The following is a 24290-nucleotide window of genomic DNA, read 5'->3' as shown; positions in this document are numbered from 1 at the left end:
AGAGCTAAACTTACCTGTTGCTTTACTTTTCTGTTACCCGCATCGAGATACGGCGGTTCTGTGCCCGGCCTTCTTCGGTGTCGTTCGACGCAACCGGGTGTTCCTGGCCGTAGCCTTCTGCTGCCAGCCGGTCTTTGTCAATTCCCAGTTTCTCCAGCTCAACCCGAACCGAATTGGCGCGGTCCTGCGAGAGCTTGAGATTACTGGCGACAACACCGGTATTATCGGTGTATCCACCAACTTTAACCTTCACAGTTGGATATGCTTTCAGAATCTGGGCCACGTTACCTAACTGCACCTGCGATTCGGGCTTCAGGGTTGCTTTGCCAGTTTCAAACGTCAGCTTGTCAAAGTCGAACCAGGTCTCTTTGTCGACAGCCTTATCGGAGTTGATAAACTCAATAAGTTGTTCTTCAATTTTACCAACACCCGACAGATTCAGATCGACACCGGTTTTATCGTTTTTGAATTTCAGCACATTATCCGTCACCGTTATATTTTCGGCTGCCGTTGATTTCTCCAGGTCAACGCCAGGCATACCGCCCTGGGCCGTAATGCCTTCCCGATTACCTTCGCTCGCCGAGGTCGATTTAACCGCGATGTATGGTGCAATAACAAGCGATACAATGGACATCAATTTGATCAGAATGTTCATGGATGGACCGGATGTATCTTTGAACGGATCACCAACGGTATCGCCCGTAACCGATGCTTTGTGCGGCTCCGACTTTTTGTAGAACATCTCACCGTTGATCAACACCCCTTTTTCAAAGGACTTCTTTGCGTTATCCCAGGCACCACCGGCGTTGTTCATGAAAATACCCATCAGTACGCCCGATACGGTTACACCAGCCAGTACACCACCGAGTACTTCGGGGCCAAAAATAAAGCCCACAATAACGGGAACGGTCAAGGCAATCGCGCCCGGAAGGATCATCTCCCGAATCGACGCCTGCGTTGAAATAGCTACGCACTTTTCGTATTCCGGCTTGCCCGTTCCTTCCATAATTCCTGGAATCTCGCGGAACTGGCGACGAACTTCTTCAACCATCGCCATAGCCGCACGGCCTACAGCCGCAATGGCCAGTGACGAGAATATATACGGAATCATACCGCCTACAAACAACCCGGCCAGTACATCCGCCTTGTAAATATCAATCGCCGAAATACCTGACAAACCCACAAAAGCCGCAAACAGGGCCAGCGCCGTTAACGCAGCGGAAGCAATAGCAAACCCTTTACCACTGGCGGCTGTCGTGTTACCAACGGCATCCAGAATATCGGTACGACCACGAACTTCTTCGGGCAGGTAACTCATCTCGGCAATACCACCGGCATTATCGGCAATAGGACCGAAGGCGTCAATGGCTAACTGCATGGCTGTCGTTGCCATCATACCAGCGGCCGAAATAGCCACCCCGTACAAACCGGCAAAGTGATACGACGTATAAATACCGGCCGCCAGCACCAGAATTGGTAATACTGTCGACTCCATACCAACCGATAGACCACCGATGATGTTGGTAGCCGCTCCCGTTGCCGATTGCCGAATGATTGACAGAACCGGACGACGACCCATAGCTGTGTAATATTCAGTAATGATGCTCATCAGGGCCCCTACTACCAGACCCGTTACAATAGCATAAAACACATCCATCCGGTCGAATTCAACACCGCGAATCGACATTATGCCTTCGGGTAACATAGCGTTGACCAGAAAGTAGGAGGCAACCAGTGTAATACCAATCGACGCCCAGTTACCCAGATTGAGGGCTGCCTGTACATTTCCGTTATCATCCTTAACCCGAACGAAATAAGTCGCAATGATGGAGAAGATCAGGCCCAGACCGGCAATCACCATTGGCAGAACGATGGGCGCATGACCTATAATTGGATCGTTTGGAATAACGATCTCGCGACCCAATACCATGGTAGCCAAAATTGTAGCCACGTATGAACCAAATAAGTCAGCACCCATACCGGCTACGTCACCCACGTTGTCTCCTACGTTGTCGGCAATGGTAGCCGGGTTACGTGGGTCATCTTCCGGAATACCGGCTTCTACTTTACCCACAAGGTCGGCCCCAACGTCGGCCGCTTTGGTGTAGATACCACCGCCTACACGGGCAAAAAGCGCAATGGATTCGGCACCGAGCGAGAAACCGGCCAACACTTCGAGGGCTTTCTCCATGGGTAGACCGTTAACGTCGCCCGATGGCTCAACATATAATTTATAGAGGACAATGAACAGGCCACCCAGACCCAGCACGGCAATACCGGCAACGCCAATTCCCATCACAGAACCACCCGTGAATGACACCTCAAGGGCTTTGGTCAGGCTGGTGCGGGCTGCATGAGCAGTACGAACGTTTGCCTTCGTGGCGATATTCATACCAATGTACCCGGCCAGCGCCGAGAGAAACGCGCCGAGAATAAAGGAAAACCCAATAAGTGGACTGGAATTTGGCACCAGGCTGCCCATGTAGGCCAGCAGAAGCGCTACGATAATCCCGAAATAAGTGAGAACACGCCACTCGGCTTTAAGAAAGGCAATCGCACCATCAGCAATGTAGCCCGCAATTTCCTGCATCCTGGCATCTCCGGCTTCCTGCTTCGAAACCCACATAAATTTGGTAAACATCACCAGCAGGCCTATGATGCCAAGGATGGGGACCAGATAAACACTGTAATTCATAGAAATAGGTAGAAGTTAAGAGTTGATTGCCCGCAAAGATAGAATTTGCCCGTGCATTACGACCAAACCCAGGGCAAATTCATTGACTTTTTTTGAGGATTTTTTCGGTTATTCAAGGAGTTTCCTGGTTACTGAGGTACAATTTGAGTGAACGTTTGGAAGTGGCTGACAGGCTGCGTAGGTTCATAGAAAAACAGGTTGAAGTAAAACAGTCTATTGAGTTTCCTACCCTATGCAGAATATCCGTTTGGCATTCGCCTTTTTCATAACCATACAATTCTGGCTTACCTCTCTTTGTCCAAACACAGCTCAGGCAACTATTGCTGACTCCCTCCGGGTACTGGTAACGGAAGGCACGAACATGGCTGCCGACCTATCGCCCGATAAACGCCAGATTGCCATTGACCTACAGGGAACCATCTGGATCTTACCCGCAACGGGCGGAATTGCAAAACCATTGACCGATCCACTTGGCGACTGCCGACAGCCCAGTTGGTCGCCGGATGGGCAACGAATTGCGTTCCACTCGTTCTGGGACGGACGGTATCATATTTGGACGGTTTCGGCCACGGGAGGCAAACCTCAGCAGCTCACGAACGGACTCTATGATGACCGCGAACCCCACTGGTCGCCGGATGGAAAACAACTGGTTTTTGCCTCCGATAGAAGCGGCAACTACGACATCTGGCAGCTAAATCTGGCCGACGGAAAACTGACTCAGCTAACTCACGACTCAGGCAACGATTTTAACCCTGCTTATGCGCCGGATGGCAAACAGATCGCCTATGCTTCTGATCGGACAGATGCGCCGGGCGTTTACGTTCTGCCATTGGGCGGTACCGAAAAACTGGTTGCGCCCTCAGCGGGTAAACTGGCCGGTGTGTCCTGGCAACCCAACGGGTCGCAGTTGTTCTGCAATTTGCTGAACAACACCCAAAGCGGACTGACAACTACTTCTATTACCGATGGCAAAACACAAACGCTGACGGAAGCCAAAGAAGACGTTTTCCCATTTCGGGCCAGCTGGTTTTCGGCCGATACTTATTTGTACACGGCCGATGGGCTTTTGAAACGGCGTCGGCTGGGGAGTACGACGGCGCAGACCATTCCGTTTCAGGTGGTCATTACGTTGCCCCGGAACACCTACAAACGAAAAACATACGATTTCGATAGTCGAAAACCGCAACAGGTGAAAGGCATTAAAGGAACGGCGATTTCGCCCGATGGCAAACAAATTGCGTTTGCCGCCCTGGGCGACCTATGGCTATTGACTAAAGGAAGCAAGGTGCCCGAACGCCTGACTCAAGGGCAGTCCATGGAAGTCGAACCCGGCTGGTCGCCGGATGGCAGTAAACTAACGTATGTGTCTGACCGAAACGGGAACATGGACGTCTGGATTCGTGACCTTAAAACCGGACAGGACCGGCTTCTTGTGGATATGGCAGATGATCTCCATTACCCAATCTGGTCGCCAGACGGCAGTAAGATCGCCTTTTACCAGAGCGACCCACGAAACGCCTGGGGCCGCAGTACGCTCTTCGTGGCCGATGTTACCTATACCGCCGATGTAACTGCCCCTAAAACGCGAAAGCTTCACGAGTCCCTATTTGTTCCGAGTCAGGCAAGCTGGTCGCCGGATGGCAAAACGCTTGCCGTGTCGGCCCTTCACCCCTACTCGTCACGCTACCGCGAAGGCGTCAGTGAGGTGTTGCTCTTATCATTTGATGGCAAAAACGACCGCTATGTATCGCCCGCACCAAATCATAGTCTGGCTACAAGAGGGCAAAATGGGCCGATCTGGTCGCCGGACGGCACTAAAATGGCCTATGTACTGGATGGCCTGTTGTGGATTACCGATGTTAAACCCGATGGCACTATCGTTGGTACACCCCGTCAGTTAACCACCGAGCAGGCAGAGACACCTACCTGGACGGGCGATTCGAAAAGCCTGTTATTTCTCGCAACGGACGTTTTCAAACAGGTTTATCTGGTAGACGGGCACATTGATACTCACCCAATGGAGCTCTCCTGGACGATTAGCCAACCCACCGAAACCGTAGTTGTGCACGCCGGACGGTTGTTTGACGGGAAAGCCAGTACCTACCGAAACAACGTTGATATTATCATCGACGGGCACCGGATCAAGGCGATTCTGCCTCATCAGGCGGGGCGACCGGGTAAACTGATCGACGCATCGACCAAAACGGTTATTCCCGGCTTATTTGAGATGCATACCCATCAGCATTCGATGGTTGGCGAAAAAATCGGTCGGTTGTGGCTGTCTTTCGGCATTACCTCCATTCGCGAACCCGGTGCCGACCCCTACGATGCCCTCGAACGGAAAGAGTCGTGGGCCAGTGGCGTACGACCCGGCCCCCGGCAATTCTTTACCGGCGGCTTAACCGACGGCAACCGCATTTACTACGGGGCCGCCACCAGCATCAACTCCGATGAGCAACTCGACCGCGAACTCAACCGGGCCGTACAACTGGGCTACGACCTCATAAAAACCTACGTTCGGATGCCGGACAACAAACAGCAACGCATTACGGCCTTTGCCCACGCCCACGGATTACCGGTATCCTCCCATGAGATTTTCCCGGCTATGCGCTACGATGTCGATGCGGTAGAACACATTGGCGGAACGAGTCGGCGGGGGTATTCGCCCAAGATTACGGCCATGAACCACAGCTACCAGGATGTGATTCAGCTACTGGCCAAATCGGGCATGAACATTACCCCTACGGCTTCCTTGCAGGGTGGTTTTTCCGTATTGACAACGAATGACCCCAGCCTGCTCGAAAACCGGCAGTACAAAACGTTCTATTCGGAAGAGTACACGAATGCGCTTCAGGCCGGGTCGGCGCAATACGCTAAGTTGAGTCCCGGTTATTTGAGCAATTTCGGAAATCTCCAGAAAGGCGTAAAAGCCCTGATCGATGCCGGAGCCCACGTCACCACCGGCACCGATAGTCCGTTTGTGCCTTATGGCATGAGCCTCCACACCGAACTGCAATCGTTTGTAGGTGCGGGGCTTACGCCGTATCAGGCTTTACGGTCAGCTACGCTGTGGGCGGCCGAAACCGTGGGCGTCAGCAAAGATCTTGGGTCGATTGAACCAGGTAAATTAGCCGATCTGGTGATTGTTGACGGCGATCCACTCACCAACATAAAGGACGCGCTCAATGTGGAGCAGGTTATTCGGAACGGCGAAGTCCTACCCATAAACAAACTCCTCACCCGCCCTTAATACACAACTTTTCATACATGTTAGGTCAAGTGAGGCAAAAGGCTGCCTACGTTTTAGGTAGCCTTTTCTTATCTTTGGCATCAATCGTTCAAACTCATTCCCTGCCTGTGTTACTTAGAAAATTGCTACATACACTGCTTGTTGGCAGTTTGCTCACGCTTCCCTCCTTCGCTCAGGTTCCTTACGGCCCGATCAAACCCACGGCACCGGGTGAAATACTCTCAAATTTAAAAAAGCTCAATGTACTCGGATCGGTGCTCTACGTAGCCGCTCACCCCGACGATGAGAACACGCTGTTGCTGTCTTATCTGGCTAAAGAACGGCTCGTTCGTACGGGTTACCTTTCGCTCACGCGGGGTGATGGCGGGCAAAACCTGATTGGCCCTGAGCAGGGTGAGAATATTGGTATTATCCGGACTCAGGAATTGCTCGCAGCCCGACGGGTAGACGGCCCCGATCAGTTTTTCAGCCGGGCGTATGACTTTGGATTTTCCAAACAAACTTCTGAAGCGGTTCGTACCTGGGGACAGGAAAAAGTACTGGCCGACGTGGTCTGGATGATTCGTAAATACCAGCCCGACGTGATCATGACCCGTTTTCCACCCGATGCCCGCGCTGGTCACGGGCACCACAGTGCCTCGGGTTTTCTGGCCGAAGAAGCGTTCAAAATTTCGAACGACCCAACCAAGTTTCCCGAGCAGCTTGCCTTTGTGAAACCCTGGCAGGCAAAACGTATCATGTGGAATATGTTTATTCCCGGCGCGTTTCTGAGCAACAAAAAACCGGAGGAAGCCGGAAATCTGATCGGCATTGAAACAGGCTTATATAACCCCTTACTGGGAAAATCGTACGGCGAAATAGCGGCCGAGAGTCGCAGTCAGCATAAAAGTCAGGGATTTGGCGTGGCTGCCAACCGTGGTGCCAAAGTTGATTACCTGCTGCTCAAAGGTGGTGATCCCGTTCAGAAAGACCCGATGGAAGGTGTCGATATGACCTGGAAACGGGTGCCTAATAGTGCCGCAGTTCAATCGCAGGTAAACCAGGTCATTGCAGGTTTCAAACCCGACCAACCAGCCGCTTCGGTACAGGCACTCGTTCAGCTATACGGAACCATCAGCAAACTGGATACAACTAATATTTACGTAAAAGCCAAACGCGAGGAAGTCGAAACACTGATTCGGCAATGTCTGGGACTCTGGTTCGAAACCAACCCTGCCGATTATGCCGCTACGCCCGGCGAAACCATTAAGCTGACAACCAATATCGTCAATCGGGCCGATTCGCCCGTTACGCTGGTACGTGTTCAGTATTCGACCGGCAAAGACACGACGCTCAACACCCCTCTGAAACCCAACGACGTTATCTTGTTTCCAACAACGGTAGCTATTTCTAAAACGGCGAAGATCTCGCAGCCCTACTGGCTCGAAAAGCCCATCGACAAAGGCCTGTTCCAAGTCGACAATCAGCAACTCATTGGCCTCCCCGAAAACCCGGCGGCTCTGTCGGCCAGTTACACGTTCGAGATTAGCGGTCAGCGTTTTACGTTTACCCGCCCGATCGTTTACAAATCGACGGACCCGGTCGATGGTGAGATTTACCGCCCGTTCATCATTCAGCCCGACGTGATGGCCAACCTCACCGAACGTGTGTTTACCTTCAGCGACAACAACCCCAAAACAGCGGACATTGTGCTGAGAGCCGGTCGGGCCAATGTGTCGGGCACGCTCAAGATGGCGGTACCCGCAGGCTGGCAGATTGAACCGGCCTCGCAACCGTTCGAACTGAAGAACAAAGGCGATGAACAACGGATCACGTTCCGCCTGACCCCTTCCGACAAAGCCCAGAACGGCAAACTACAGGCGGTGATGGCAACCAGCACAGGCACGTTCACGACGGGACTTCGTTATGTCGCGTACAAACACATTCCGACACAAACACTTTTCCCACCGGCAGAAGCCAAACTGGTTAAACTGGACGTAAAAGTGACGGCCAAAAACATCGGCTACATTGTTGGGGCGGGCGATGAAGTGCCAGCGGCTCTCCAGCAAATGGGTTGCCGGGTTAACATACTGGGGCCAACTGAACTGAACGGGAATCTATCCGGATATGATGCCATTGTAGTGGGCGTTCGGGCCTACAATACCAACAGCGCCATGGCCCGTTATCAGCCAAAATTGATGGAATATGTCAAAAACGGGGGCAACATGATCGTGCAGTACGTAACCCCGGTCAATTCCTTCTTTCGGAATGAGTCTCCCCTGCCCCAATTGGGACCGTATCCGTTTACGGTCGTGAACGAACGCGTAACGGAAGAGGACGCACCCATGACGTTCATCAACCCGAATCACCCGCTGCTCAACTACCCCAACAAAATAACCGATGCCGATTTTTCGGGCTGGATTCAGGAGCGGGGTATTTATTTTGCGCGGGACTGGGACAAAGCCTACGAGCCCATTTTCTCATCCCACGACCAGAACGAAGCCCCCAAAGAAGGCAGTCTGATTTACGCGAAATATGGCAAAGGGCATTTTATGTACACCGGTCTTGTGTTTTTCCGCGAGCTTCCGGCCGGTGTTCCGGGCGCTTACCGGTTGTTTGCCAACATGATCTCGGCGGGTAAGTAATGAAATCGTTGACGTGGTTTTGATTATTTTTGATAAAGCATCCTGACAATGGTAGCAGCCGAAAAGAAATACTCATTTGACGAATATCTGGTTCGCGAAGCCCGGTCGCAGTATAAACATGAATTTTATAACGGCAAAATTGTTCGCATGGCGGGAGCGAAAGCAACACATAATCAGATTGCCGCGAACCTAACGGGCGCGTTGAAATACACGTTGCGCCCCCTGCCGCGTAAGTTCATCGTTTATAACAGCGACCAAAAAGTATACATTGAATCCGAAAATATAGGTGTTTATACAGATGCGTTAGTTGTCTGTGAAGAACCCCAATTTTGGCGGGGCCGAGAGGATTTAATTGTAAATCCTTTGCTCATTGTGGAAGTATTATCTCGCAGTACAGCACCCTTTGATAAATCCGGCAAGTTTTTGTTATATGAACAATTGCCTTCCTTCCAGGAGTACGTATTGGTTGAACAAAACTATCCAAAAGTCGAGTCCTGGTATCGCCTGACCGAGCATAGTTGGGACAAAACCGTTCAATCTGACCCGAATGGAGTGATCGAGTTACGTTCTCTTGGTGTATCGATATCGCTTGCTGAAGTTTACGAGTACGTGACCTTTAGTAAGAACTGAATTTCTTACTGTGGGTCCAGATTCCGATGTTTTGAGGATCTGACCTACAGTAAGTAATCAACTCATTAGTTCTGGCTCAGCTGTTTCAACCGCAAGTACTGCAGTAGCATAATTGTTTTGCCATCCATGATCTCCCCCCGTTCCATCATGGCCATCGCCTGACGAACCGATAGCTCCAGGATGTCAATTTCCTCCTCATCAATGCCACCGCCATCCGTTCGCTCGGTATCGGCAGTGTATTCAGCGAGATAGAAAAATAACTTCTCGGTTACCGATCCCGGACTCATGTAGGCTTCCATTACCTTCTCTACCGACTGAATCCGGTAGCCCGTCTCCTCTTCGGTTTCCCGCCGAATGGCATCTTCCGGGTCTTCGTCGTCAAGCAGTCCCGCACAGGCTTCGATCAGCATACCGGTTGGATTGCCATTCACGAAAGTAGGCAACCGAAACTGGCGGGTCAGAATGACCGTGTCTGTTTTCGGATTATGCAACAGAATCGTTGCGCCGTTTCCACGGTCATACGCTTCCCGCTGTTGCGTGGTCCATTCCCCGTTTTTTCCTAAGTAATTGAAAGTGAAACGCCGTAATACATACCAGTTATCCGACAATACTTTTTCTTCCGTTATTTCGACACGTTCAGTAGGTTCAGCCAACATTTGTTTGTTTTTGTTAAATTTTGTTTATTTTTGAACAAAACAACGTAATCCATCATGAATTTCCAACACCGGAAGCGGCTTATTTTACAAACGGTCGATGAGCGTGGCTCCGTCGATGTCCGCGAACTGGCTGATTTACTGCAAACATCCGAGATGACCGTCCGGCGCGACCTGGTTCAACTGGCGACTGCGGGCTTGCTGTATCGTACGCGCGGTGGTGCCATGAAGGTTAGTCTGGCCACCGACTCGTTTCGATTTGCCAATAAAGCAGCCCTCAATGCCGACCGGAAAGATTATATCTGTCAACTGGCCGCGCAGGAAATTCAGGAAGGCGACGTGATTTTTATGGACTGTGGTAGTACGGTATTCCGGTTATGCCAGTTCATCCGCAACAAACGTATTGCAGTCGTTACCAACTCGTTACCTGTTGTGGCGGAGTTACTAACGTCGGATGTGACGGTCAATCTAGTCGGTGGTGAAGTGGATAAGGATCGGCAGGCGATTCATGGACTGATCGCCGAAGAACACATTGCCCGTTACCGGGCCAATCGGGCGTTTATGGGTGTCGACGGGATTTCGCTCGAACACGGGTTGAGTGCGAACAGCGAGAAAGAAGCCAGTATTACAATGGCCATTGCCCGGCAAACGGATAAAGTTTATCTCCTCTGCGATTCGTCGAAATTAGAAACCAACAAATACCTCTATTTTGCGCCCCTAAGCCTGTTCGACGTATTAATTACCGATACGGAAGCAAAGCCGGATGTTATATCTGCTTATCGAAAGGCGGGCATTACGCTGATTAATTAACCATGTACCAAATCTGGATTGATACCGGTGGCACCTTTACGGATGGCATTGCCCTGGACGATAACGGAACCCTCCACCGCGCCAAAGTTCTAAGCAGTAGTCGGCTGCGGGGCCAATTAATAAACGGCAACGTAGTGGCCCCCTGGCTCACCGCTCCCATTTTTGACGGTTATCAGCTTCGTATCAGCGAAATAGGCGAGGTTTATACGATCAGGTCATTACAAACCAATGGTGCCTTGGCGCTGGATTGCCCGTTCGAGACCAGTGACCATCTGCTTACCGTTGAGTTATTTACGGGCGAAGAAGCGCCCGTTCTAGCGACCCGGTTGCTGACCCGAACGCCCATAAATGAACCATTTCCAACGCTGGAAATGCGGTTGGGAACCACCAAAGGCACGAATGCCCTGCTCGAACGGAAAGGTGGCCGCGTGGCCCTGCTCGTGACAAAAGGCTTCAAAGACCTGCTGAAAATTAGTACTCAGCAACGGCCCAACCTTTTCCAACTGGCCATTCCACCCGCCGACGTTCTCTACGATTCCGTAGTTGAACTGGATGAGCGTATCGCGGCCGATGGTCAGGTTTTAACCCCTTTATCGGAGCAGACCCTTGCTAACTTACTGAAACGTCTCAAGCAAATAAACCCTGATGCCGTAGCAGTATCTCTTCTCAACGCCTACCGAAATCCGGTTCATGAACAACAGGTACTAGATGCGCTTCAGCGTGCTGGCTATGCCTACGTAACGCTTTCGAGTAACGTTTCAACCACCCCGCAATACGTGTCGAGAACCCAAACGGCGGTAGTCGACGCTTACCTGACACCCGTTATGCGGTCGTATCTGGACAATGTACAACAGCAACTGGGTGGTGGTCCGGTTCGCGTCATGACCAGCGCGGGCGGACTGGTTCGGGCCGATTTGTTTCAACCGAAAGATAGCCTGTTAAGCGGCCCGGCGGGGGGCGTTATTGGTGCAGCCGAGGTATCCGACAGCATCTTGCTGTCGCGGGTCAATACTACCGACAGCAAGATGCTGCTATCGGATACAAGCGGCACACTCACCCTCGACATGGGCGGCACCAGTACCGATGTTGCGCGGATTCAGGGCGGGCTGGATTACCGATTTTCAACAAAAATTGGTCCCTTCGATTTGCAACTGCCTTCGCTGGCCATCGAAACGGTAGCCGCCGGTGGGGGGTCGATTTGCTGGTTCGATGGAAGCCAGTTGCGCGTTGGTCCCCATAGCGCCGGAGCCGATCCTGGACCCGCCTGTTACGGAGCCCGGCTTACTCCCGACCAGGTGCCATTGCTAACCATTACCGACGTCAATCTACTATTGGGAAAACTGCACCCAAAGCAGTTTGGCATTCCTGTTTTCCCCGAAAATGCCCAGACTGCCCTCGACGCAATCTGTCAACAGATTGAAATGGCTGGTTCGGTGATGTCGCCCATGACCATACTGCGGGGGTTTGAACATATCGCCAATGAGACGATGGCCGGGGCTATCCGAAAAATTTCGGTAGCACGTGGTTTCGACCCAAAAGCCTATTCGCTGCTGGTTTTTGGGGGTGCTGGTGGCTTACACGGCTGCGCTATTGCCCGGCGGCTCGGCATGGAACAGCTTATTCTGCCCTTCGATGGCGGACTACTGAGTGCTTATGGCATTGGTCAGGCAAAAATTGAACGCATGGCTGCTCAATCCGTCCTTCAACCACTAACGGTCGTTGAGGCTGATCTTGATGAGCTATGCCGGAAGCTGATTGCAACCGCGACCAATCTGCTTCGGCAGGATGTTGGCACGGATACGGCTGTCGAAACAAAATCAAACTCTGTTTTTCTGCGTCTTGTTGGGCAGGAAGCCACCGTCGATGTGCCTTTCAGCAACCGTTTAGCCGCCGATTTCGCACAGAAATACCGGCATTTATACGGCCACTTCCCCACCGATACCAACGGACAGCCACGCCCGATTGAGGTGGAAAGCGTGCGGGTGCTGGTCAGTACCGTTGGCGACGAACTGCCAGTGAATGGGTCTCCGATAACGCATCGCCACGCCGTACCTGCCTTTGAAACAGACGCTTACCCCGCTTACGACTGGACACAGTTGCAGGAAGGCGACACCTTTCGCGGTCCGGCTTTATTGCTTAACACAACCTCTTCGGCATTCATCGAACCAGGCTGGCGGCTGGTTGTTCAGGCGGACAAAAATGCCCTTGTCGACTACATTGCCGACATTGAAGAGCCGGGCGAATCAGAAGCGAACGAGGTTATTCAGCTTGAATTATTTACCCAGCGTTTCCGCGCCATTGCCGAAGAAATGGGCGCACAATTGCAACGGACGGCCTTCTCGGTGAATGTGAAGGAGCGGCTGGATTTCTCCTGCGCCCTGCTCAATGCCAATGCCGAACTAGTTGCCAATGCACCCCACATTCCGGTTCACCTGGGTAGCCTGGGCGTTTGTGCCCGGCTGGTCCTGGACAAATTAGCTCTAAATCCGGGCGATGTGGCCATCACCAACCACCCTAAATACGGTGGCTCTCATCTGCCCGATGTTACGCTGATCAGTGGCGTCTTTACCGATGAATCTTCGGGCACTCCCCCACAATTGATCGGCTACGTCATCAACCGGGCGCACCACGCCGAGATTGGCGGAAAAGTGCCGGGCTCTATGCCGCCCGACGCCACGTCGCTGATTGAAGAAGGGGTGGTGCTGAAACCCATGTACGTAGTGAAAGCGGGCGACTTCCTATGGCAAAGCAACAACGACACAACCGGATTAGCGGCTCATTTTACCGATGCCCCCTACCCGACCCGCGCCCTGGCCGAAAATCAGGCGGATATCGAAGCCGCACTGGCTTCCCTGAAAGCGGGCGAAATGGCTCTGCAAACCCTCGTCCGGCAGTATGGACTGGCGACCGTGCAACACTACATGAACCGGCTCCAGCAATCGGCCAGCGATGCCATTCTTACAGTCCTGAAACCACTCAATGGGCAGATATTTACGGCCGAAGAATCCCTCGACGATGGCCATACAATCTGTGTAAAAATCAGCGTAGCCAACAACCGGATAACATTCGACTTCTCGGGAACATCGGGCGTTCATCCCACTAATCTCAACGCCAATATATCCATTCTGTACAGCGCGGTGCTGTATGTGCTGCGGCTCTGGTGCGATAAAGATATTCCCTTAAACGAAGGATTAATGGCCCCGGTCGACCTCATTCTGCCGGAATCTTCCTTCCTGAACCCAATTTTCCCCAACTCCCCCGCCGATTGCCCAGCTGTGGTAGGCGGCAACACCGAAGTAAGTCAGCGGCTGGTCGATACCTTGTTAAAAGCGCTGGGCTTAGCCGCCTGTAGCCAGGGAACAATGAACAATTTTCTGTTCGGGAAGTCGGCAGAAGCGCCAAATCCATTCGGGTATTACGAAACCATTGGCGGGGGCGCGGGGGCCACGGTTGGTGCCGATGGCCGGTCGGCGGTGCATCAGCACATGACCAACACCAAACTCACCGACCCCGAAGAACTGGAACGTCGATACCCCGTTCGGCTGCATGAGTTCAGCATTCGCACCGGTTCGGGCGGAACCGGCCAGTGGCACGGGGGCGACGGTATTATCCGCGAAATTGAATTTCTGGAACCTGTCCAGGCCACGCTCCTCAGCCAGCATCGGGTGGCAAAACCCTACGGGCTGAACGGCGGAAACGCGGGCGAAACGGGTCAGCAAACCCTGATTCATGCCGACGGCCAAACAGAAAAGCTGCCTGGTATATTTACCCGAGCCATGCAGGCGGGGGAGCGCATTCGGATCGAAACGCCGGGGGGTGGGGGCGCGGGCACAGTAATAAAGTAGCCGATAACAACCACTTTCAATACCTGACTACTATGCCAATCACTATTCGTAAGCTGTTCATTGTTAGCTCTCTCCTGCTCGTCGTCACCGCATCGTTTGGCCAAACGCAGGCATCCATGAGTAATGCCGAGGCTCAGGCCCTGCAACAAGCCGACAAAGCCTTGAATTCCGTCTATCAAAAAGTGCTGAAGCAATATGGCGCTGATCCTGAGTTCATTAAAAGCCTGAAAAACGCACAGCGAATCTGGGTACAGTTTCGGGACGCCGAAGTGAAGATGAAATACCCGGATCGACCGGCTGGCTATTACGGTAGTGCGCAACCGATGTGCGAAGCCGCCTACCGCACAGAACTTACTCAGCAGAGAACCCGAACCCTCACCGTGTGGCTAATGGGAATTGAGGAAGGCGATGTGTGCGCCGGTTCGGTCAAAATGAAGAATTAGGAGACAGTCGATGCGTGTATTTTGAGTACGCGTACAAGAACCTTACTCACATCTGACATGATTCTAATTAACGATGAAATAAATTCAAGTTGTAAGATAGTCCTGTAGGGACGCAATGTTTGTAGAAAACAATTCTGTGAATAGCTTTTGGTCGCGTAGCGATCGAACCAAAGCATAGTTTGATCGCTACGCGACCAAAAGCCACTCCTAAAACACAAGCCTACAAACATCTGATCGCTAACGCGACTAATCTATTAGCTCTTTTGTTATTCTTAGTATGATCGATCAGATAAAAGGTGGATTTTTCGGAGCGGCCGTTGGCGATGCACTGGGTGTTCCGGTAGAGTTTTCATCCCGCACAGCCTTGTCCTATAACCCGGTTGTGAGTATGCGCGGTTACGGGGTTTGGCACCAGCCCGCCGGAACGTTTTCCGACGATAGCTCGCTTCTTTTCTGCACAGCTGAAAGTCTGAGCAAGGGGTTCGACATTGCCGATATGGCCTCAACCTTTATCAGATGGTATAAAGAGGGATATTGGGGCGCACACAATGTTGTATTCGACATTGGCAATGCCACGAGGAATTCACTTAACCGGTTGATTTCCGGCACTAACCCAACCTTAGCGGGTGGTATGATGGAGCATGATAACGGAAACGGATCACTTATGCGGATTCTCCCATTGGTCTTTCACCTGAAAAACGAACCCTCAATCGAAGAACGATACCGGATCGTTAAGTTAGTGTCTGGTCTCACGCATGGTCACTTCCGTTCGGTATTCGCCTGTTTTATCTACGTAGAGTTCGGCATTCGGCTCCTGGCGAACATGGATGTAGTTGCTGTTTACAAGCAGATGCAGGACTCTGTCAACGCATTCGCAAAGGCAAAAGCGTTCTCCAGCACAGAAGTAGCTCTTTTTGATAAGGTTCTCCAGCAAGACATAAGCCTATGCAGGGAAGACGAAATTGGGAGTTCAGGTTATGTAATCGACACCCTGGAAAGTAGTTTGTGGTGTCTTCTAACCAGTTCATCATACCAGGAATGTGTTCTGAAAGCAGTTAATCTGGGTGAAGATACCGATACAACGGCAACAGTGGCTGGTGGGCTGGCGGGCATTCTATATGGCTACAGCCACATTCCGGCAGAGTGGCTCCAAACTCTGGTTAAGCATCAGGAGATTAATGAATTAGCGGAGCGGTTTGCGCAAAAAGCAGGTAATTAGTAAACTGACTTCATCGTCCATCCATAGAATTTACTCAACATAATTACCTATCGACTCATGAAAGCCTTCTTTTCAAGCCTGATTTTGTTGTATTTGTTCTTAGGAAGTCCAGGAACCGTTAGTGGTCAAAGCGTTAGTCGGGTAGTTAGCTACAAAGACTTTTCACTGGCTGGTAAGAGCATCCTGTTACTCACTAAATCCGGTAAGCTTGAATTGTTCAATGACCTGACCGCCAGCCAGGGATTAACGATACAAACAGCTACTCCGGTTGTTGCTGCAACCATCGACCGGGAAGGCACCATCGTTATCGGCGATACAAACCACTCAGTCCAGACCTATAATTCCCGGCTGAAAACATGGCGTGCTCTGTCAACTTATACAGGTAAGTTGACCAGTATTGTCTTCAACAGCCAGAACCAGTGTTTTTTGATTACAGATCAGGGAATCGTTGATGCCCAAACCCACACGACGTACTTCCCTGACAGTTCGTTTTATACCAATCGTCAGATCCGGTACACGCGAGGCTGGTTTTACCCGCCGGTCAGTTTTTTAGATCACCAGGATAATATATGGCTGGGCTTTGATCATGGTGAATGGGGTGGTGATGTATTTGCATTCGATACCCGCCAGCGCGCTTTTCGCAGACTGCAAACGGAACAGATCGAGATGCCTAGGAACCCGGTAAGCGGATTTTGTGATGATCCGCAACACGTGTATATGTCGGGTGGTGTCAGCCACATGTTCATGACGCATGGCTCTATCAGTCGATTTTCGGATGGACTGGCAACGTCCGTTTTACAAGCCAAAGACAAGGAAACCCCGGTAGAAGTCATTATGGAAGATCCACGTACGGGCAAGAAAAAAAAGCAGCAGTTAATTACCTGGAAAGGAGGACACCAAATTGGCCCAATGGCCTATAACCCGTCTACTAAGTGCCTTTATTTTTACTCACAGTTTGGTATCTTCAAAGGCTCACCCACAGCCGATCTGGCAGACATAAAGCAATGGAAAAACGTACTTAACCCAAAGCTAAAGTGGACAGCAGGTAGTCCATACGCAGCAGGTCCTGCCATGAATGTCCTGAAAATGCAATTCACGACCGATGGTACCCTGCTTTTCCTGACCGAGCACAACGGACTGGGCATCTATGCTGGTAAAAACCTGCGCTTTATAGAGTAAAATCAGAGCCGTATCCGTATTTGCATACGTATATTCCTATGCCTTATGTCCTCAACACGACGCCGTTTTCTCACCACCGCCACCGCTTTGGCTGGGGCTGCACTACTTCCTGACGGTCAACCCGCCCAGGCGAAACCAGCCGTAAAGTCATTTCCCATCGCCTGTAATTCCTACACCTGGCTTACCTTTTACCAGCGGCAGGGCAAAACCTGGATGGCCGACCCCGATGCGTCGCTGGCCGAACTAGCCAAAACGGGCATAACCGCCTACGAGCCGGGGGTTAATTCGGCCGCCGAAGTGACGAAGCTCCTCCCCTTTCTCACCAGGCATAAGCTGTCCATGCACTCACTTTATGTGAACAGCACGCTCCACGAGGCCCATGAAGCGCAGAAATCCATCGACTCGGTCCTGGAAATTGCCGATGCCGCCCGCCCCGCCGGTACGTCGATCTTCGTTACAAACCCAAGTCCCATCAAATGGGGCACAAACGACGATAAAACGGACGCTGACTTAACTGAACAGGCCCGCAACCTCGACCGGCTCGGTGCTGAGCTTCGCAAACGCGGCATTACCCTAGCCTACCATACCCACGCCCCCGAACACCGGCAGGCCGCACGCGAATTTCACCACATGCTATTGGCCACCGATCCGAAAAACGTGTCCCTTTGTCTGGATGCTCATTGGGTATATCGGGGTTCGGGGAATTCGCAGGTAGCCCTTTTCGATGTGGTGAAGCTGTACGGGAAACGGGTTGTTGAAGTACATATCCGGCAGTCGAAGAATGGTATCTGGCAGGAAACCTTTGGGGAGGGAGATATTGATTATAAGCGACTTGCCAGTGAGCTGAAAGCGCATAACGTTCGCCCGAATCTGGTATTGGAACAGTGTCTGGAGAAAGGCTCGCCCGATACGATGAACGCAGTGGACGCCCACAAACAGGATCTGGTTATGGTAAAAACCATGTTTGCCGGGTTGATAGGATAGTAAAACAAAGCGGGCGCTTGTGGGTTTGTTAGTATACGGAGCGCAGTGCTCCTGACAACCTTACAAACTCACGTTAGTATCATGCAACCCAATATTGGCCTTGAAAAAGATGTCCTCAAACAGGACAACATACTCCTCAACGATTTCCTGTCCGACCTTCATGTCGTGTACATCAAAACCCGCAAATACCACTGGAACGTAGCGGGTCCGAATTTTATGGAATACCATAAATTCTTTGAGAAACAGTACAAAGCCATTGAAGCCGAAATTGATGAAGTAGCCGAACGGATTCGGCAGTTAGGCGGCACTCCGCTGGCTACCATGGCCGAATTTATCCACAACACCAGTCTTAAAGAAGATTCGGGTAAGCCGAAAGACACGGCGGATATGTTCAGAAACCTGCTGTCGGACCACGAGCAAATTGTTCGTGAACTGCGCGAAGACGTAGATAAATGCGATGAAGAACTGAAGGACGCCGGTACGGCCGATTTTCTGACCGGTCTGATGGAAGCGCACGAGGCAATGGCCTGGATGTTGCGTAAATACCTGTCGTAGTGAAAAATGGGAAGTGGTGATGTATAAATGAGGCTGTTATTAACTACATTCATCATTTATACGTCACCACTCCCCATTTCTATCAGTGCCTAAAGCTCTATCTCTCCGCTCCGGTCTTGGCAGCGTTTTGTTCTGGTCGGTTATTTCGGCCGCGTTTATTGGTCCCGGCACCGTAACAACCTGCTCAATGGCAGGGTCGCGCTTCGGTCTAGATCTGCTCTGGACTCTCACATTTTCTACCATTGGCACCGTTATCTTGCAGGAAGCAGCCGCCCGGGTTACCATTGCTTCCGGACTAAGTCTGGGCGAGTTGCTTACCCAAACCTACGGGTTACGCGTTCGCTGGCTGATGGTCGTTCTGTTTGGTGCTGTGGCCCTGGGCTGCGCGGCCTATCAGGCGGGTAATATCCTGGGGGCAGTATCCGGTTTATCGCTGCTCACAGCCGGTCACATGGCGATCCTCACTCCCCAGTTATTAACCATCTTGCTCGGTCTTATTTGCATAGGTTTGCTCTGGCAGGGGTCTACCCGGCTCATCGCCAACTTTTTGGGATTGATTGTTTTCGTTATGGGCATCGCCTTTGCCTACGTAGCGGCCAATGCATCGTTTACCCCCGCTGAATTTGCCACCGCACTGGTTATTCCCTCTCTTCCTGCCGACTCTGCCGTGCTGGCAATTGGTCTTATTGGTACCACCATTGTACCCTACAATCTTTTTCTTGGCTCTGGCATCGGACAAACGCAGTCGCTGTCAGAAATGCGCCTGGGCATTGGCATTGCCGTACTCATTGGCGGACTTATTTCCATGGCAATCCTCGTATCGGGTACGCTCGTAACCGGCGATTTCTCGTTTCAAAACGTTGCCCAGACCCTCACCACCCGCCTGGGTAGCTGGGCCGGGGCTTTGTTTGCCTTTGGGCTATTTGCGGCCGGTTTCACCTCCGCTCTAACGGCCCCATTGGCCGCTGCCATAACCGCAAAAAGCCTGCTGGGCTGGTCGGAAAACTCCGTGGCGTATAAGGCCGTTTGGCTTACCGTTATGGCGGTAGGCCTGACATTTGGGCTACTGGGTATCAAACCCATACCGGTCATTGTGCTGGCACAGGCCGCCAATGGCTTACTACTCCCCGTAGTAACGGTGTTTTTATTCATTGCCGTCAACAACAAAGCGATCATTCCGAAAGCCTATCGTAATCAGTTGTGGCAAAACGTGCTGATGCTGCTCATTGTAGGAGTCACGGCTTTTCTTGGCTTACGAAATGTGTGGCTGGCACTGCTGACTAATTAGGCCCGGTCGTGGCTTAATCAGACTGAATGTTTTAGGAGTACTTACTTATACGACCAGTACCTATACGCTTTTAGTTTTTGTAGCCTAACTTGTGCCCATTGGAACCGGGAGCAATTAAATTAGGTCGGTGATTTATGGTAAATACATCAAAGCCCCACTTGCTGGTCGTTGAAGACGAAACCAAAGTAGCCCTTTTTATTAAGAAAGGACTCGAAACACAGTCGTTTACGGTTACCCTTGCGGCTGATGGGCGAGAAGGCAAACGATTAATTGGCTCCGAACGGTTTGACCTGGCTATTCTGGATGTCAACCTCCCCTTCGTAAGTGGACTGGAACTGGCCGAATACATCCGCACCAAAAATGTTCAACTGCCTATTTTGATGCTGACGGCGCTCGACTCAACTACCGATAAACTCATGGGTTTTGAAGCCGGGGCCGACGATTACCTGGCCAAACCGTTTGATTTTCTGGAACTGGTGGCCCGAGTCCGGGCACTGCTTCGCCGATCGGCTCCCCCCGAAGAAAGCCAGCCTATACTGCGGCTGGCCGATCTGGAACTGGACCGACAGCAAAAGGTGGCCCGGCGCGCCGGACGCACCATCGACCTCACGGTTCGGGAGTTTGCCCTGCTGGACTACCTGTTGCGAAATCAGGGACGAGTTGTATCGCGGGTCGATATTGCCGAACAGGTCTGGGATGTGGGCTTCGATACCGGCACCAATGTTATTGATGTGTACGTGAATTACCTCCGTAACAAAATCGACAAAGGCGAACCCGTGAAGTTGATTCATACCGTTGTTGGCTTCGGCTATGTGTTGAAGGAAAAATAACGCCAGGATACCAACCGCATGACCCTTCGTAACCGACTTACGGGCCTATTTACCGCCGTTGTATCCGGCCTGTTGCTACTGTTTTGTGGCACTATCTACCTGGTAGCCGAACGCCACCGGCAATACGAGTTTCGCGAACGACTAAAGGCCGAGGCTCTTACCTCCGCCGAATTATTATTTGGCCCCGATACAACCGGCAGGCAGTTGTATAAGCTCCTGGATAAGAACCACATGACGGTACTGGATGAAGAAGAGATTATCATCTATGACTATCGCAACAAGATTGCTTATGAGAGCGGAAGCGATTACCTGACCGTTTCCAAAAAACAGCTCGATCAGGTACGGCTGGCAGGCCAGTTGTACTGGCGCGTTGGGCCACGCGAAATCATCGGGATACGATATACGCAGCACGCTAACCGGCTGGTGGTCCTGGCCTCGGGGGTAGACAAGTACGGCTTTAGCAAACAACGGGCGCTGGCCGTGCTGCTGTCGATCGGCTGGGGACTCGCCGTGCTGATTGTCTTTGGTACCGGGCTTGTTTATGCCGGTCGGGCGTTACGTCCTATCCGGCGTATTATCCGGCAGATCGACACGATCACGGCCTCTAAACTGGAACGGCGTCTGGCCGAAAGTACCGATGCCGATGAGCTCACTCAGCTGGCCCAGCGCTTCAACCGAATGCTCGACCGGCTCGAAGAGGCTTTCCGTCAACAGCGAACGTTCGTTTCTCACGCATCGCATGAATTACGAACGCCATTAACCGCCATTACGGGGCAGCTTGAAGTAGCCTTGCTGGCGGGGGATGACCTGGACGACCTGCGGGATACGGTTCGGTCTGTTCTGGATGACGTACGCGATCTGAACCGCCTGACCAACGGCCTGCTGAGCCTGGCAAACATTAGCGTGGATGAAGCGGCTGTAACCATTGGGGTCGTACCACTCGACGAACTCGTCTGGCAGGTACGCGCCGATTTGCTCCGACTCCGGCCCGACTACATCATAGTCGTTACCTTTGGAGAATTACCCAACCCGCAAACTGCCCCGCTGGTAACGGGAAATGAATCGTTGCTGCGCACGGCCTTGTTTAACCTGATGGAAAATGGCGGCAAGTTTTCTCCCGATCATCGCGTGAATGTCCGCCTGGCCATCGAACCGGATACAGTTACCCTGACGTTCCAAAACCAGGGGCCGCCTATTCCGGACGGGGAGTTGCCCGAGATTTTCAAACCCTTCCAACGGGGTACCAATGGGCGAAGCGTGGCCGGACATGGCATTGGCTTGTCGCTTACCCAGCGTATTGTTCAACTTCACCGGGGTCGGCTGACGGTCACCTCCAACGCAGCGCAGGGTACCTCCTTCCGGCTGGACCTTCCCCGAGCCACCTAGCAGCGAGCTCTTTACAATTCTAATCTGTTTCTAATGACGGGCTAATTCCGCTCTAAAGCCGGGATGGCAACTTTGTGCCTATCAAGCAGGGAGCAGCCGAATACCAGGCTGCACAGCTAGTGAGACCAACGTTTATCCTGAACCGTCATGAACCCTTACATTCTCGACTACTCCGAACCGGATGATCTGGGCCGTCGACCCGGTCATAACAACCGGAGAAAGCGCAGGAACCAGCCCATTGGCCTGATATTCATAGTGCTGAATGGCTTGTTGTACTGCATTGCTCTGGTCTATCTCCTTCGCCAGCACACGGAGATAAAGCAAATTCGCCAGGATTACAACGATCAGGTCATTCAGTATGATTCGCTGCTGGCGGCCAAACTGGAAACCGAACAACAGTTAGCCGCTCTACACCGCCAGATAGCCCTGACGAAGCGCGCCGGTTTATCCGGCAGTTACCCCTGAACTGATTTAGGCCCATTTTATCCGTTCGTTCCACCTATTACTATGACAGACACGCCTGTACTCCCGGTATACCAGTATTTCATCAATGAGTTTCCCAAGTGGACAGTCATTTTAGAAGATCGACGTAGTACGGACGATCAGTCCATCGAAATTACCCTGTCGCGCCCTGGTTACCATAATTTCGAATGCGACGATCTCCGTTTCGTTACTCTGTTGATTCGCAGCCGCCTGATGATCGCGGCTTTTAGTACCTATGTTTCGGCAGATAAAAGTAAAACGGCAATTGATATTCGGCTCGTTCACATCCCGATTTGCCTGATTTTACCTACCATTTGACAGCACCCGGCCAGAAGGCTAAGCTGTGTTTGGTATACAGGCCAACGCAACAATAAAATCACCCCACAATTCCTGCAAACCAGTAAACCCAATTCTCATGGATACCAATGAAGGAGTAAACACGCTTGATCAATCAACTGCTGAACCGGCCGACCTGTACATGGGTCTGGGTAGTGTGGCGTATGCACTGGCCAAAGTCGATGGCCGGATTCAACTGGCCGAGATGCAAACCGTTAAAGAACTGCTGGCCCGCGTGCCCCACGGCGAATTAGCCTTGTACGCCTTTTTTCTACGCGAAAATTGTGATGAGACCGTCGAAGAGGCTTACGCCTTTGGCATGCGACGATTCACCAACAACCGAAAAGGTCTTACAGAGCCCATGAAAAAACAGTTCGTCGATATACTAATCCAGATTGCCCAGGCGCACGACGACACTTCGCGCAAAGAGCAGGATCTAATCAAACGGTTCCGGCGTGACCTCCGGCGACTTTAACGGCGGCTGGGAAGTGGGTGTCAATGTTACAATCTTAAAATGGACTTTCGGCGACCGGTGCCTACTGCGGTCAGTCAGACAGATCCATCTGCTGCGCCCCTGGCTCCGTTTGTAAAGTTTACAGCCCAAAGGTTCTTTTTTTTAGGCAACAAGTTCAAAACAAGCGTCGGCACACAGCCTGGAACCACCCCCTGGCGGTTGAGTAGCCAGGCCAGGGCTACCCATTTTACCTACAACATCTGGATTTACGAGCCTCGCCCGCACGTTAAAGTAGTGGCCGCCCATACCTATCCGACCGGGGAGCCGTTGGGCAGGTCAACACAGTCGGGTTGCTCCTGGGCTTCGAGGTGCCGGTCAGCAAAAAGCTCCTGCTCATGGGCGACTTCGTTTCTGGCACGAACGCTACCAATGTATCGATTATCGACCTTAACTTCCTGGCTACCAAACGGCTACAGCTTTGCCTTGGCGGCATGCTACCCAATCCAAACAGTGGCAACAATTCCGGAATTGTCTTTGAGTTGAACTTGCTTGGGTTCGACGATGGCCCGACGCATTGATCAGGCTGATTAACAAGCCAATTGCCGTTTCTTAACGTTGAAAGTCGA

The 24290-nt window shown here is 51.9% G+C and carries 19 protein-coding genes; 17 read left to right on the top strand and 2 right to left on the bottom strand.

Annotated elements, in window-relative coordinates:
• Positions 1–22: 22 nt before the first annotated feature.
• On the bottom strand, positions 23–2695 hold the full coding sequence (locus CRO74_RS02380) for a sodium-translocating pyrophosphatase (RefSeq protein WP_097124392.1): 2673 nt from the start codon (positions 2693–2695) through the stop codon (positions 23–25).
• A 232-nt stretch (positions 2696–2927) separates the two neighbouring features.
• Here CRO74_RS02380 and CRO74_RS02375 point away from each other — a divergent pair, with 232 nt between their 5' ends.
• From CRO74_RS02375 to CRO74_RS02365, 3 genes are all read left to right on the top strand, one after another.
• On the top strand, positions 2928–5945 hold the full coding sequence (locus CRO74_RS02375; protein ID WP_097124391.1) for an amidohydrolase family protein: 3018 nt from the start codon (positions 2928–2930) through the stop codon (positions 5943–5945).
• Between the two features lie 107 nt (positions 5946–6052).
• Positions 6053–8569, top strand: a complete 2517-nt coding sequence (locus CRO74_RS02370; protein ID WP_097124390.1) for a PIG-L family deacetylase — start codon at positions 6053–6055, stop codon at positions 8567–8569.
• 48 nt (positions 8570–8617) lie between these two features.
• Positions 8618–9199, top strand: coding sequence for a Uma2 family endonuclease (locus CRO74_RS02365; RefSeq protein WP_097124389.1), 582 nt, complete (start codon positions 8618–8620; stop codon positions 9197–9199).
• 65 nt (positions 9200–9264) lie between these two features.
• On the opposite strand, the gene nudK is transcribed toward CRO74_RS02365, so the two are convergent.
• Positions 9265–9855: a GDP-mannose pyrophosphatase NudK gene (nudK, locus tag CRO74_RS02360; protein ID WP_097124388.1), complete on the bottom strand. Its 591-nt coding sequence runs from the start codon at positions 9853–9855 to the stop codon at positions 9265–9267.
• A 54-nt stretch (positions 9856–9909) separates the two neighbouring features.
• On the opposite strand from nudK, the gene CRO74_RS02355 reads away from it, so the two are divergent.
• The 14 genes from CRO74_RS02355 (at position 9910) to CRO74_RS02290 (ending at position 24242) form a co-directional block, all read left to right on the top strand.
• On the top strand, positions 9910–10662 hold the full coding sequence (locus tag CRO74_RS02355) for a DeoR/GlpR family DNA-binding transcription regulator (RefSeq protein WP_097124387.1): 753 nt from the start codon (positions 9910–9912) through the stop codon (positions 10660–10662).
• Between the two features lie 2 nt (positions 10663–10664).
• Complete coding sequence (locus CRO74_RS02350; protein ID WP_097124386.1) at positions 10665–14507, top strand: hydantoinase B/oxoprolinase family protein; 3843 nt, start codon at positions 10665–10667, stop codon at positions 14505–14507.
• A 32-nt stretch (positions 14508–14539) separates the two neighbouring features.
• Positions 14540–14950 (top strand): lysozyme inhibitor LprI family protein, encoded by a 411-nt coding sequence (locus CRO74_RS02345; protein ID WP_097124385.1) that lies wholly within the window; start codon positions 14540–14542, stop codon positions 14948–14950.
• 277 nt (positions 14951–15227) lie between these two features.
• Positions 15228–16169 carry an ADP-ribosylglycohydrolase family protein gene (locus tag CRO74_RS02340; RefSeq protein ID WP_097124384.1) on the top strand — a complete coding sequence of 314 codons (942 nt, stop codon included), beginning with the start codon at positions 15228–15230 and terminating at the stop codon, positions 16167–16169.
• A gap of 57 nt (positions 16170–16226) precedes the next feature.
• Positions 16227–17348: a ligand-binding sensor domain-containing protein gene (locus CRO74_RS02335; protein WP_097124383.1), complete on the top strand. Its 1122-nt coding sequence runs from the start codon at positions 16227–16229 to the stop codon at positions 17346–17348.
• 45 nt (positions 17349–17393) lie between these two features.
• Positions 17394–18332, top strand: coding sequence for a sugar phosphate isomerase/epimerase family protein (locus CRO74_RS02330; protein ID WP_097124382.1), 939 nt, complete (start codon positions 17394–17396; stop codon positions 18330–18332).
• 81 nt (positions 18333–18413) lie between these two features.
• Positions 18414–18887 carry a Dps family protein gene (locus CRO74_RS02325; RefSeq protein ID WP_012925349.1) on the top strand — a complete coding sequence of 158 codons (474 nt, stop codon included), beginning with the start codon at positions 18414–18416 and terminating at the stop codon, positions 18885–18887.
• A gap of 85 nt (positions 18888–18972) precedes the next feature.
• The gene (locus CRO74_RS02320) at positions 18973–20175 is read left to right on the top strand and encodes an NRAMP family divalent metal transporter (RefSeq protein WP_097124381.1); all 1203 of its coding nucleotides are present in this window, start codon (positions 18973–18975) and stop codon (positions 20173–20175) included.
• A 134-nt stretch (positions 20176–20309) separates the two neighbouring features.
• Entirely contained in the window at positions 20310–21005 is a 696-nt protein-coding gene (locus tag CRO74_RS02315) for a response regulator transcription factor (protein WP_097124380.1), read from the top strand.
• 18 nt (positions 21006–21023) lie between these two features.
• Positions 21024–22391: a HAMP domain-containing sensor histidine kinase gene (locus CRO74_RS02310; RefSeq protein WP_097124379.1), complete on the top strand. Its 1368-nt coding sequence runs from the start codon at positions 21024–21026 to the stop codon at positions 22389–22391.
• 147 nt (positions 22392–22538) lie between these two features.
• A complete protein-coding gene (locus CRO74_RS02305) occupies positions 22539–22856 on the top strand; it encodes a hypothetical protein (RefSeq protein ID WP_097124378.1) in 318 nt (105 codons plus the stop codon).
• Between the two features lie 42 nt (positions 22857–22898).
• The gene (locus CRO74_RS02300) at positions 22899–23192 is read left to right on the top strand and encodes a hypothetical protein (RefSeq protein ID WP_097124377.1); all 294 of its coding nucleotides are present in this window, start codon (positions 22899–22901) and stop codon (positions 23190–23192) included.
• A gap of 97 nt (positions 23193–23289) precedes the next feature.
• Positions 23290–23685 carry a TerB family tellurite resistance protein gene (locus CRO74_RS02295; RefSeq protein ID WP_097124376.1) on the top strand — a complete coding sequence of 132 codons (396 nt, stop codon included), beginning with the start codon at positions 23290–23292 and terminating at the stop codon, positions 23683–23685.
• Between the two features lie 329 nt (positions 23686–24014).
• On the top strand, positions 24015–24242 hold the full coding sequence (locus CRO74_RS02290; protein ID WP_097124375.1) for a hypothetical protein: 228 nt from the start codon (positions 24015–24017) through the stop codon (positions 24240–24242).
• Positions 24243–24290 lie beyond the last annotated feature (48 nt).

The sequence above is a fragment of the Spirosoma fluviale genome, assembly GCF_900230225.1.
Taxonomy (GTDB): Bacteria; Bacteroidota; Bacteroidia; order Cytophagales; family Spirosomataceae; genus Spirosoma; species Spirosoma fluviale.
Note: the sequence above shows the minus strand (reverse complement) of the source record. Positions and strands in the feature narration are given on the sequence as shown.

Excerpts from the sequence above, each read along its gene's own strand:
- CRO74_RS02380 (WP_097124392.1), bottom strand. The coding sequence starts at position 2,695 with ATGAATTACAGTGTTTATCTGGTCCCCATCCTTGGCATCATAGGCCTG.
- CRO74_RS02375 (WP_097124391.1), top strand. The coding sequence starts at position 2,928 with ATGCAGAATATCCGTTTGGCATTCGCCTTTTTCATAACCATACAATTC.
- CRO74_RS02365 (WP_097124389.1), top strand. The coding sequence starts at position 8,618 with ATGGTAGCAGCCGAAAAGAAATACTCATTTGACGAATATCTGGTTCGC.
- nudK (WP_097124388.1), bottom strand. The coding sequence starts at position 9,855 with ATGTTGGCTGAACCTACTGAACGTGTCGAAATAACGGAAGAAAAAGTA.
- CRO74_RS02355 (WP_097124387.1), top strand. The coding sequence starts at position 9,910 with ATGAATTTCCAACACCGGAAGCGGCTTATTTTACAAACGGTCGATGAG.
- CRO74_RS02350 (WP_097124386.1), top strand. The coding sequence starts at position 10,665 with ATGTACCAAATCTGGATTGATACCGGTGGCACCTTTACGGATGGCATT.
- CRO74_RS02345 (WP_097124385.1), top strand. The coding sequence starts at position 14,540 with ATGCCAATCACTATTCGTAAGCTGTTCATTGTTAGCTCTCTCCTGCTC.
- CRO74_RS02340 (WP_097124384.1), top strand. The coding sequence starts at position 15,228 with ATGATCGATCAGATAAAAGGTGGATTTTTCGGAGCGGCCGTTGGCGAT.
- CRO74_RS02335 (WP_097124383.1), top strand. The coding sequence starts at position 16,227 with ATGAAAGCCTTCTTTTCAAGCCTGATTTTGTTGTATTTGTTCTTAGGA.
- CRO74_RS02330 (WP_097124382.1), top strand. The coding sequence starts at position 17,394 with ATGTCCTCAACACGACGCCGTTTTCTCACCACCGCCACCGCTTTGGCT.
- CRO74_RS02325 (WP_012925349.1), top strand. The coding sequence starts at position 18,414 with ATGCAACCCAATATTGGCCTTGAAAAAGATGTCCTCAAACAGGACAAC.
- CRO74_RS02315 (WP_097124380.1), top strand. The coding sequence starts at position 20,310 with ATGGTAAATACATCAAAGCCCCACTTGCTGGTCGTTGAAGACGAAACC.
- CRO74_RS02310 (WP_097124379.1), top strand. The coding sequence starts at position 21,024 with ATGACCCTTCGTAACCGACTTACGGGCCTATTTACCGCCGTTGTATCC.
- CRO74_RS02305 (WP_097124378.1), top strand. The coding sequence starts at position 22,539 with ATGAACCCTTACATTCTCGACTACTCCGAACCGGATGATCTGGGCCGT.
- CRO74_RS02300 (WP_097124377.1), top strand. The coding sequence starts at position 22,899 with ATGACAGACACGCCTGTACTCCCGGTATACCAGTATTTCATCAATGAG.
- CRO74_RS02295 (WP_097124376.1), top strand. The coding sequence starts at position 23,290 with ATGGATACCAATGAAGGAGTAAACACGCTTGATCAATCAACTGCTGAA.